Raw genomic sequence first — 11,752 nt, forward strand, 5'->3', positions numbered from 1 at the left:
TTTCCCCCCCTTAAGTTAATTAACATTCATTTATCTACCAATTTCGAGTGCCTTGCTTACCATAGCTTTGGATGCATTAAGCATCGTAACATTGGCATCATAAGAGCGAGATGCAGATAACATATCAACCATTTCTTTGGTAATGTCTACGTTTGGCATATAGACATATCCTTCAGCATCCGCATCGGGATGGCTTGGATTGTACACCGGCTTCAATGGTGAAGAGTCTTCTATGATCGACTGCACCTTAACCCCTTCATTGCTATTATTCATTTTCGAATTTAGTATATTCGAGAATTTATTACTTTCGTTCGTTTCCAAAACAACCAACTTACGTCGGTAAGGAACAGCCTTGCCATCCACCACGGATGCTCTTGTAGTTTCAGCATTGGCTACGTTGGAAGAAATTACATCCATCCGCAACCGTTGAGCCGTTAATGCAGATGCGCTGATCCCAAAACTACTTCCAAAGTTCATACTCTCTTATCCTCCTTGAATTACGGCTCGCATCATCGAAATCTGACTGTTAATCTGTTCAACATAAGAACTATACCTAAGCTGATTCTCTGCGCTTAACGCCATTTCGCGATCTACATCCACATTGTTGTCGTTATTGTTCATAGAGGTAGTTTCATCAGTATTTTCAACAGCAGCGGGAACAATTGTGTTGCTGCCAAATTGATAATGCCGGGTATCCGAAACTTTCGCTCTAAGTGTAGATTGGATTCCACTTTCCTGTTGTTGCAGGATACTTTCGAATGAAACATCAGAACGTTTGAAATTGGGCGTATCTTGATTAGCCACATTATTTGCTAGAGCATTTTGTCGTTTATAGGCAGCATCAATGCCTCCCTGCAATCGTTGAAAACTGACACTATTCAGCAATCCCAAGACAATTCCTCCTTTCAAAGCTATCATAATGAAAAGAATTCCACAACTTCCATCAAAAAACCTGCTTGCTTTCGACAAATAAAGAAAAAAATACTCTAAATTTACGGTATTCCGTCGAACGCTGTCGCAATGAATAACACTTAGCATTTTCACATACATTGATTTTCATTTAATTTGTATATTATTACAATAAGAAATAAGCCCTATCTTTTTAGAAAAGACAGGGCTTTTAGCACTTTATTACTATTTATTTACATTTTCAACTCATTTTTTTCTTTTTAATTGCATGTTTTGACATAATTTTACGTTTTCACGACACCAATTTGTAATTTATCTAATCCGTTATGCCCAAATTCAAAATACATAGATTTTTTGTTTTTTTGTCGCTTTAAAGAATATACTGACTTAAATCACGATCCTGAGCTATACTTGCCAATTTCTCGCGCACATACTCCGGGGTAATAACCATTTTTTCTAAAGTCAGCTCAGGTGCTTCAAAAGAAAGATCCTCTAACAGCTTCTCCAAAATAGTATGAAGACGCCGGGCACCTATGTTCTCCATATTTTGATTCACTGAAGCCGCTATTTTGGCGATCTCATGTATAGCATCCTTCTGGAATTCCACTTCTAAATTTTCTGTTTTAAGCAGATTCACATATTGTTTAGTTAAAGCATTCTCTGGTTCCGTCAAAATAGAAACGAAATCCTCTAACGTTAGACTACTCAGCTCTACGCGAATCGGAAAACGACCTTGAAGTTCTGGAATCAAATCTGAAGGCTTAGCAATATGGAAAGCTCCGGCAGCCATAAAGAGTACATAGTCTGTCTTCACAGGACCGTATTTCGTCATAATGGTCGAGCCTTCTACAATCGGCAAAATATCCCGTTGCACGCCTTCACGCGACACATCCGGTCCAGACCCTTTTCCTTGACTCGCTACTTTATCGATTTCATCGATAAAAATAATGCCTGATTGTTCAGCCCGAGTCACGGATTCCTGGATCACATCATCCATATCAATCAGCTTGGCCGCCTCATCCTGAATGAGTACCTTGCGCGCTTCGCGAATAGGAAGCTTACGTTTCTTCGTCCGCTTAGGCAGCAAACTGCCGAACATCTCTTGCATATTCATACCCATCTGGTCATTTCCTTGACCTGCAAACATATCCATCATAGTTGGCGCTGTATCCTCAACATCAATTTCAATGATGTCATCTTCCAGCTGACCAGCTAACAGCTTAAATCTAACCCCACGGCGGCGTTCACTTAGGCTTCCATCCTGCTCAGCGTCTTCTTTAGAGTCCTCTTGGGCAGAATTCCCTCCAAAAATCATCTCGAAAGGATTCTTTTGTGATTTATTTTTGGAAGACGAAGGGACCAATATAGAAACAATCCGCTCATTAGCCAGTTCTTCCGCACGATCCTTAACCTTCTCCGTACGCTCAAGCTTCACCATACGAATAGAAGTCTCTACCAGATCACGAACCATAGATTCCACATCTCGACCTACATAACCGACTTCAGTAAATTTAGTGGCCTCCACTTTGATGAACGGTGCATTAACAAGCTTTGCTAGACGCCGGGCGATTTCTGTCTTTCCCACACCTGTAGGTCCGATCATCAAAATGTTCTTAGGAACAACTTCATCACGCAGTTCCTCTGCTAGCAGACTGCGCCGATACCGGTTACGAAGCGCAACGGCTACCGATTTCTTGGCTTGCTTCTGACCTACGATATATTTATCCAATTCGGCTACAATTTGACGGGGTGTAAGCGATTGATTCACCATCGTGAATTCCTCCTTGTCTCTATGGCACTGAGTCTATAATTGTTCAACAATAATGTTGGAATTAGTGTACACACAAATTTCAGATGCTACCTGAAGCGATTCTCTAGCAATATCCGCAGCGGAGAGATTGGGTGCATGACGTTTGAGTGCTCGACCTGAAGCCAGCGCAAAATTACCACCGGAACCAATCGCAAGAACGTCATCATCCGGTTCGATAATTTCACCATTTCCGGAGATCAGGAGCATTCCTTCCTTATCCATAACAATCATCAAAGCTTCAAGCTTCCGAAGAATACGATCTTGACGCCAATCCTTCGCTAATTCAACTGCAGCCCGCTGCAGGTTCCCATGATGCTCCTCCAGCTTGCCCTCGAATTTTTCGAATAGGGTAATAGCATCCGCAACGGATCCCGCAAAGCCTGCTATTACTTGTCCTCTGTACAGGCGACGGACTTTTCTGGCCGTCGTCTTCATAATAACACTCTCTCCGAATGTAACCTGTCCATCACCTGCTATAGCTGCCTGTCCGTTATGTCTTACAGCACAAATTGTAGTCGCATGAAAGCTGGGTACCATGATTGTAAGTTACCTCCTTAAGATGGGCTTTGTTCGCTATCGACAACCTCCGGCTCCGAATAAGCGAGTCCTGTACGGTTGGCATACTCGGCAAGACTGTCCAGAGCGCGATGAGCTAACATTTCATTCTTTTCCTTCTTATTGCGGATCTTCTTCTCTACCTTCGGCAACAGACCGAAATTGGCATTCATAGGCTGAAAATGCTCTGGATCGGCAGAAGTAATATAAGCTGGCATGCTGCCTAGAACAGTATCCTGCGGGAAGATCAGTCCTTCCTGACCGAGTGCTGCCCGTGCAGCATTAATACCAGCTATGAGCCCGGAAGCAGCTGATTCCACATAACCTTCTACACCTGTCATCTGTCCAGCAAAAAAGAGTCTTTCCTTGCCTTTCATCTGATAGGTAGGGTGCAGAAGCTTAGGAGAATTAATAAATGTATTTCTGTGCATTACACCATAACGAACATATTCAGCATTCTCAAGACCTGGGATCAGCGAGAATACACGCTTTTGCTCGCCCCATTTCAAATGGGTCTGAAAACCAACAAGATTGTAAAGTGTGCCGGCAGCGTTATCCTGACGGAGTTGCACAACCGCGTAAGGAAGTTTACCTGTATGCGGATTGATAAGTCCTACTGGCTTCATTGGGCCAAATAACGCTGTTTGCTTGCCGCGTTTCATCATGATTTCGATAGGCATACAGCCCTCAAAGTATATTTCTTTCTCAAAATCCTTGAGTGCTGCTGTCTCAGCAGAAATCAACGCATCATAAAACACGTCGAACTCCTCTTCTGTCATCGGACAGTTCAGATAAGCCGCTTCACCTTTATCATAACGGGAAGCCAAATACACCTTGTTCATATCAATGGTGTCTTTCTCAACAATCGGTGCTGCTGCATCATAGAAGTAGAAATACTCTTCACCCAGCAGCCCTTTTATTTCAGCAGATAATGCCGGTGAAGTTAGTGGGCCCGTTGCAATAACAACAATCCCTTCCTCCGGTATATGCGTAAGTTCTTCATTTATGACTTCAACGAGCGGATGATTATGCAAAGTATGGGTGATCTCACCTGAGAATCCGTCACGATCTACGGCAAGTGCTCCTCCTGCGGGTACCGCGTGTCGGTCAGCAGCACCTAATACAAGAGAGTTCAAACGCCGCATTTCTTCCTTCAATACACCTACAGCATTTCCTAATCCATTCGCACGCAAGGAGTTGCTGCATACCAGTTCAGCAAATTGATTCGTGTGATGGGCTGGTGTCTTTACTACGGGTCTCATCTCATATAATCTTACCGGTACTCCTAGTGATGCTATTTGCCAAGCGGCTTCGCTTCCTGCGAGACCCGCTCCAATTACTGTTACTTTTGCTGTATCTGACACTGTCTTTTTTCCTCCCATAGAGACTATTAATCTGCTAATTCTTCTTCGTTGTCTAGAACCGCCTCTGTATGATCACAAGATGTACATTGTAGCTTGGTTCCTTGCTTATTACGTTTCTCAATCATCCAAGATCCACATGATGGACATGGTTTTATAGAAGGTCTATCCCATGAAACGAAATCACAACCAGGGTACTGGTCGCAGCCATAGAAAACTCGCCCTTTTTTGCTGCGTCGCTCCACAACCTTACCTTCATGACATTTAGGGCAAGTTACGCCAATATCCTTGATAATCGGTTTCGTGTTTCGGCAATCCGGAAAGCCAGAGCATGCTAGGAATTTCCCAAAGCGACCCAGCTTATACACGAGAGGTTTGCCGCATTTCTCACAGATCTCATCAGAGACTTCATCTTCAATCTCAATTTCTTTCATCTCTTCTTCCGCGAATACCAAACGCTTCTCAAACGATTCGTAAAACTCTGCAAGAACCTTTACCCAGTCTTCTGAGCCCTCTTCCACATGGTCAAGATCCCCTTCCATGTTCGCGGTGAATTCAACGTTTAGGATTTCCGGGAAAAATTGCTCCATCTGCTCTATAACAAGCTCGCCAAGTTCGGTTGGCATGAATTTTTTCTCTTCAATAGCCACATAACCACGCTTCTGGATGGTTTCCAGCGTTGGGGCATATGTACTTGGACGACCTATACCCAGCTCCTCAAGCGTCTTTACAAGTCTTGCTTCCGTATATCGTGGAGGCGGTTGTGTAAAGTGTTGCTTAGGCTCGATCTCCTGCTTATTTAAAGCATCTCCCGCTTGAAGCGGCGGCAAATACTTGTCTTCATCTGTAGTTCCGTCATCGTTGCCTTCTACGTAAACCTTCATGAACCCGGGGAATGAAACCTTCGAACCAACAGCTCTGAATGTAGCAGTACCTGCAGCAATATCGACCGAAAGCGTATCCAGCAGGGCAGAAGACATCTGACTTGATACGAACCGCTCCCACACTAGCTTGTAGAGACGGAATTGATCACGGCTCAAGAACTCTTTGACCATTTCAGGTTCGCGTAATGCCGAAGTAGGACGAATCGCTTCATGCGCTTCCTGTGCTCCAGCTGCCTTTTTAGAATACTGCCGTGGGGATTCTGGCAAGAACTTCTCACCATACTTAGCTGTTATAAGCTCTTTAGCTTCATCCTGAGCGGTGACAGAGAGACGCGTGGAGTCAGTACGCATATAAGTGATCAAACCTACGGTACCTTCTTTACCGAGTTCCACACCTTCGTATAGCTGCTGTGCAACAGACATTGTCTTAGCGGCACGGAATCCAAGCTTACGGGCTGCTTCCTGTTGTAGGGAGCTGGTGGTAAAAGGAGCCGAAGGATGACGTTGTCTTTCCTTCTCCTTCACATCACTCACCTTAAAAGATGCGTTCTTAATGGCTTCAAGAACTTCCTGAACATCACTTTTCTGGTTCAGTTCTTTTTTCACACCATTCAGCTTATGAAACTTAGCTTCAAAGACGGAATCCCGGATTCCAAGCTTCGCTGTTATGCTCCAATATTCGGTGGGTACAAAAGCGGAGATTTCATTCTCACGATCCATAATGATCTTCACGGCAACGGATTGTACACGTCCAGCAGATAAACCTTTTTTGACTTTCTTCCATAATAGAGGGCTAATCTTGTACCCTACCAGTCGATCCAGAATACGTCTAGCCTGCTGTGCATTCACGAGATCCATATTAATCTTACGCGGTGTCTTAAAAGCATCTTTTACCGCTTGTTTGGTGATCTCATTAAAAACAACTCTGCATTCTTGTGTATTATCTAAATCCAGCGCATGCGCCAAATGCCAAGCAATTGCTTCCCCTTCGCGGTCGGGGTCAGCTGCGAGATAAACTTTTTTAACTTTTTTACTAGCGTCTTTCAATTCCTTCAATATAGATCCCTTACCGCGGATAGTAATATATTTGGGACTGAAATCATTCTCCACCTCAACACCAATTTGACTCTTCGGTAGATCTCTAATATGTCCCATTGATGCCTTTACAATATATTTACTACCTAGATATTTGCCAATTGTCTTCGCTTTTGCAGGCGACTCGACAATAACTAATGCATCTGCCATAGACTCTTCCTCCTCGTTAACACTCGCACCTCTATATTAAATTACCTTATAAATAGCTCCTGGTAATTGTGTTACCGCTTTTTTTATGATTAAAGATAACAGAACTGAATGCAAATGTCCAAAATCCCATCCTGTTCTTACAAGCAGATCGTCCAATATAAAAGGGCCTTGATGCAGTATATGGTATAGGTGAGACTCCTCATTTGTCAATTTCTTTTCAATCATAAAGTCGTCTGCTGTCTGTTCGGTAGTGCTATTATTCCCTGTTTTTATTACGTTTGTCGGCAAATAAGAAGTATATTCTTCTATAATATCTAATCCACTGGTTACCAGCTTTGCCCCCTGCTTGATAAGCTCTAACGCCCCTCTGCTCTTAGGTGATGTAATAGGTCCGGGAACTGCGAAGACATCCCTCCCAGCTTCCAAGGCAGCATCGGCTGTAATAAGTGATCCACTGCGACTGTCAGCCTCCACGACCACTGTCCCCCGTGATAAACCTGCTATGATCCGATTACGCTGTGGAAATAATCCAGGATGACTTTTAGTTCCAAGAGGATACTCTGTAATGACAAGCCCATCCTGAGAGATACGCCGCTCCAGTTCAATATTCTCAGTTGGATAGACTTTGTCCAACCCTGTTGCCACTACCGCTATGGTCCCTCCACCGCTTCTTAGCGCCGCTTCATGACAAATGCTATCGATCCCCCTCGCAAGTCCGCTAACCACCGTTAGACCTGCTGCACTAAGCTCCTCCGCGAGAATCTCCCCTACCTTTCGTCCATAAGCTGTTGGCACACGAGTGCCAACCATCGCCACACTAGGGGTTGATAACAGTTCCAAACGCCCTCGATAATAAAGGATCCACGGTGGCTGTGCCGTCTCCTTCAACAAAACAGGATAAGCCGCATCAAACACAGTTACCATCTTCACTGCACATTCTTCCATTAATAAGCGCCTTTTGGCGATCCATTCTAATGTATATATGGAAGCAAGATAATTCGACAGCTTTCCGTTCAATCCGATCGTTTCCCAATCTTTTGCACTACAGGAAAATGCTCGTTCTGACATTAAACCGGCTCTGCGAATCTTGTCGATACTCTTCCAGCCAATCCCCTCCACTTCATTAAAACCAAACAGCAGATCTTTTTCTTCCATATAAGCTTACTCTCCTTTAATGGAAGGGTTAGCCTTCCCTATTTTGTAACATGAATTAGAGGAATGCAATATTTTCTTGTAATTCAATATTTTTCTATGTTAAAAAACAAAAAAAGCAACCTTTTATCCCTTGGATAGGAACAAAAGGTTGCTTACCTCTGAAATAATTATACACGAAAGAAGCCCACTCGCGTAGAGTGAATTCCTTCAAGTAAATAAAATAATTAATGCGTTGTAAAAGCGCTAAGAATACCGCGTTCTTCAAGCACACTTACTAGCGTTGAGCCCATTTCGGCAGGTGTAGGAGCAACCTTGATTCCGCACGATTCAAGTACGGCAATTTTCTCACTCGCTGTGCCTTTGCCTCCGGAAATAATAGCACCCGCATGCCCCATACGTTTGCCAGGAGGTGCAGTAGCGCCGCCAATAAACCCTACTACCGGCTTAGTCATATGCTCACGAATCCACTCTGCTGCTTCTTCCTCTGCGGTTCCGCCAATTTCACCAATCATGATGACTGCCTTTGTACCCGGATCCTCATTAAAAAGCTTCAGAATATCAATAAACTCTGAGCCTTTAACAGGGTCTCCGCCAATACCTACAGCTGAAGATTGCCCGATTCCACGCGTGGTCAGCTGATGAACAGCCTCATAGGTTAGAGTTCCGCTGCGCGAGACAACACCTACGTACCCCGGCATATGAATATAACCCGGCATAATTCCTATTTTGCACTCACCAGGAGTGATAACTCCCGGACAGTTGGGTCCGATCAATACAGTAGAGCGCCCCTCCATATAACGGGACACTTTTACCATATCAAGCACTGGAATCCCTTCGGTAATACAGATCACCAAATCGAGTTCTGCGTCCACGGCTTCCATTATGGAGTCTGCTGCAAATGCTGGCGGTACATAGATTACACTAGCGGTTGCGCCTGTAGCCGCCTTAGCAGCTACAACAGTATCGAATACCGGAAGGCTAACCTCACTGCCATTTTCAAGCGTGATGTTGACAGATGTTCCACCTTTACCCGGTGTTACCCCTCCAACCATCTGTGTTCCATAATCCAGCGCACCTTTAGTATGGAACAAACCCGTTGATCCTGTAATTCCCTGCGTGATAACTTTCGTATTTTTATCTACAAGAATGCTCATGCCTTAAGTCACATCCCTACTTATATTGTCAAATACGATAACTGGCTTTCTAAATCAGGCCATTATTGCACAAGAGACACAATCTTACGGGCACCGTCCGCCATAGAATCAGCAGCAACAATATTAAGTCCCGATCCGGCCAAAATCTGCTTGCCCAATCCAACATTTGTTCCCTCAAGACGCACAACCAGCGGTTTGGTCAAACCCAGTTGACTAGCCGCTTCTACAACACCGTTAGCGATAACATCACAGCGCATAATACCACCGAAAATGTTAACAAAAATTCCGTTCACCTTTTCATCGGATAAAATGATTTTAAAGGCTTCTGTTACTTTCTCGGTCGTTGCACCGCCCCCTACATCCAGGAAGTTGGCGGGTTCGCCCCCATAATACTTAATAATATCCATAGTCGCCATCGCGAGACCTGCACCGTTTACCATGCACCCAATATTGCCATCAAGTGCAATGTAACTAAGGTCATACTTCGAGGCTTCGATTTCCTTTAAATCCTCTTCATCCAAATCCCGCAGCTCTAGAATATCCTTATGACGGAACAAGGCGTTGGAATCAAAATTCAGTTTGGCATCCAGTGCCATCACATTCCCATCCGCAGTCACTACCAATGGGTTAATTTCGGCAATAGAGCAATCTTTATCCACGAAAGCTAAATATAGCGCTTGCATGAATTTCACAGTTTTGCCTACCAGCTCATTAGGAATAGAGATACTGTAAGCCAGCTTACGCGCCTGGAAAGTCTGCAAACCCACTGCCGGATCAATGATCTCTTTAAAAATTTTCTCCGGATGTGTTGCAGCTACTTCTTCAATCTCAGTACCGCCTTCTTCAGAAGCCATCATGACCACTCGGCCAGTACCTCTGTCAACTACGACACCAATGTAATACTCCTTAACAATTTGACAACCCTCTTCAATGAGCAGTCTTTTTACTACCTTACCCTCCGGTCCAGTCTGGTGAGTTACTAGAGTCTTGCCCAGAATCTCAGTTGCGTAACTACGCACCTCATCGATATTCTTAGCAACCTTTACTCCTCCAGCTTTACCGCGTCCACCTGCGTGAATCTGAGCTTTAACTACAACAACCGGTGTGCTCAGTGACTCTGCGGCTTCTACCGCTTCCTCCACTGTATAAGCTACTTTTCCATTCGGTACGGCTACACCGTACTTCTTAAGCACTTCTTTTCCCTGATACTCGTGGATATTCATAGCGGTAGCCTCCTAAAGTAGCGTGGTGACTAAACAGGCAGCCTGTTGTCATCTCGCTTTCCGTTTTGATTGCCGCGGGGTTAGGGATAGGCTGATGTTATACATGCAGCACTATTCCGGAACCAGCAGAAACTGATCTACCACTCGTAAAAAGAATGGCATTGTTTCTGCAAGAGACATTGTGTAAATCTATAAGACTAAGCTTATATTTACCTATATGCCATACAAAGGAACCCAGAATAGTGTAACATGTTTTTAAAACGCTTACCTTAAATATATTCATGATTTGTACACATTTTTTCGCTTGATTTCATGCCGGAATGCGAACGATCGCATTGACTCCTTACTACGCTTACTTTTTACTATCTTGGATATTAGCTTCGTGAACACGATTCAGTAAGTCTTTAAACTGATCAAGTAGCTCTATGGATTCATTATTTGTCAGTGTCGTTTCTTCCATCATTTTGCCGGGAATACACACGGCATCACTTTGGAGTGCCCAGCCTTGTTTCGTTAGTGAGATTAATACCTTTCGCTCATCCTGCATCGAGCGTTCACGTATAATTAGGCCTGCAGCTTGCAAGCGTTTCAATAGCGGAGTCAGCGTGCCTGAATCCAAAAATAACGCCTCACCAATCTCTTTCACTGTACATTGCTGCCGTTCCCATAACACAAGCATTACTAAGTATTGGGAGTAAGTTAAACCGATCTTATCCAAATACGGTTGGTACAGCTTTGTAATCTCACGCGAGCAAGCATAAATGGTAAAACAGAGCTGATTCTCGATCAGCAGCTCTGGGGTTGTAGTCATTTTCTGCATATCTTCTTCACTCATTTTCATATTTATTCACCCGCCTTATCTCTTTATTTTATCATAATTCCCTCATATATCATAATAATAGCAAAAAATTAATTTGACTTTTATATTAATTGTGATAAATTAGATTGTACACAAACTAATTTATGAATAGGAGAGATTTATTATGATGACAATTCAACAAAAGATGTATGAAACCACAGTTAAAGCCGTTGGGGGAAGAAACGGTTATATAGAATCAGAAAGCCCTAAACTCAACCTTACGATCAGTACACCACGTGAAATGGGGGGTGCCGGAGGTGAAGGCACTAATCCTGAACAATTATTCGCAGCTGGTTACTCCGCTTGTTTTGACAGTGCTCTGAACATGGTTGCTCGTCTTGGAAAAGTGAAGATTGAAGGCAGTGAAGTTACGGCTACTGTAAGCTTTGGTAAAGTTGAAGATGGCGGATTCGGCATTGCGGTTAAGCTTGACGTGCTGGTTAAAGGCGTTGACAGAGAAACCGCAGCATCTTTGGTAGAAGCTGCCCATGGCGCATGTCCTTACTCCCGTGCCACTCGTGGCAATATCGAAGTAGAACTGAATGTACTGTAAGAAATTATAGAGAAAAATGTATGTGAAATTTGCTAAACGATCTA

The 11,752-nt window shown here is 43.7% G+C and carries 11 protein-coding genes; 1 reads left to right on the top strand and 10 read right to left on the bottom strand.

Features of this window, described 5'->3' with window-relative positions; genetic code table 11:
• Positions 1-30: 30 nt before the first annotated feature.
• The 10 genes from flgC to MHI32_RS18795 form a co-directional block, all read right to left on the bottom strand.
• Positions 31-477, bottom strand: a complete 447-nt coding sequence (gene flgC, locus MHI32_RS18750; protein WP_076127801.1) for a flagellar basal body rod protein FlgC — start codon at positions 475-477, stop codon at positions 31-33.
• A gap of 6 nt (positions 478-483) precedes the next feature.
• On the bottom strand, positions 484-891 hold the full coding sequence (gene flgB / locus MHI32_RS18755; protein ID WP_036688558.1) for a flagellar basal body rod protein FlgB: 408 nt from the start codon (positions 889-891) through the stop codon (positions 484-486).
• A gap of 388 nt (positions 892-1,279) precedes the next feature.
• Positions 1,280-2,680, bottom strand: a complete 1,401-nt coding sequence (gene hslU / locus MHI32_RS18760) for an ATP-dependent protease ATPase subunit HslU (protein ID WP_036688559.1) — start codon at positions 2,678-2,680, stop codon at positions 1,280-1,282.
• A gap of 33 nt (positions 2,681-2,713) precedes the next feature.
• Positions 2,714-3,256: an ATP-dependent protease subunit HslV gene (gene hslV, locus MHI32_RS18765; protein ID WP_036688562.1), complete on the bottom strand. Its 543-nt coding sequence runs from the start codon at positions 3,254-3,256 to the stop codon at positions 2,714-2,716.
• A 17-nt stretch (positions 3,257-3,273) separates the two neighbouring features.
• Complete coding sequence (trmFO, locus tag MHI32_RS18770; RefSeq protein WP_076100371.1) at positions 3,274-4,656, bottom strand: FADH(2)-oxidizing methylenetetrahydrofolate--tRNA-(uracil(54)-C(5))-methyltransferase TrmFO; 1,383 nt, start codon at positions 4,654-4,656, stop codon at positions 3,274-3,276.
• 8 nt (positions 4,657-4,664) lie between these two features.
• On the bottom strand, positions 4,665-6,764 hold the full coding sequence (topA, locus tag MHI32_RS18775; RefSeq protein WP_340010528.1) for a type I DNA topoisomerase: 2,100 nt from the start codon (positions 6,762-6,764) through the stop codon (positions 4,665-4,667).
• A gap of 36 nt (positions 6,765-6,800) precedes the next feature.
• Positions 6,801-7,919, bottom strand: coding sequence for a DNA-processing protein DprA (gene dprA, locus MHI32_RS18780; protein WP_076309713.1), 1,119 nt, complete (start codon positions 7,917-7,919; stop codon positions 6,801-6,803).
• Between the two features lie 224 nt (positions 7,920-8,143).
• Entirely contained in the window at positions 8,144-9,073 is a 930-nt protein-coding gene (gene sucD, locus MHI32_RS18785; RefSeq protein ID WP_036688571.1) for a succinate--CoA ligase subunit alpha, read from the bottom strand.
• A 62-nt stretch (positions 9,074-9,135) separates the two neighbouring features.
• A complete protein-coding gene (gene sucC, locus MHI32_RS18790; protein ID WP_340010530.1) occupies positions 9,136-10,296 on the bottom strand; it encodes an ADP-forming succinate--CoA ligase subunit beta in 1,161 nt (386 codons plus the stop codon).
• Between the two features lie 352 nt (positions 10,297-10,648).
• A complete protein-coding gene (locus tag MHI32_RS18795; protein ID WP_235219564.1) occupies positions 10,649-11,137 on the bottom strand; it encodes a MarR family transcriptional regulator in 489 nt (162 codons plus the stop codon).
• A gap of 142 nt (positions 11,138-11,279) precedes the next feature.
• Here MHI32_RS18795 and MHI32_RS18800 point away from each other — a divergent pair, with 142 nt between their 5' ends.
• Complete coding sequence (locus MHI32_RS18800; protein ID WP_036688575.1) at positions 11,280-11,708, top strand: organic hydroperoxide resistance protein; 429 nt, start codon at positions 11,280-11,282, stop codon at positions 11,706-11,708.
• Positions 11,709-11,752: the final 44 nt, after the last annotated feature.

The sequence above is a fragment of the Paenibacillus sp. FSL H7-0690 genome (genome assembly GCF_037980415.1).
GTDB lineage: Bacteria > Bacillota > Bacilli > Paenibacillales > Paenibacillaceae > Paenibacillus_AQ > Paenibacillus_AQ odorifer.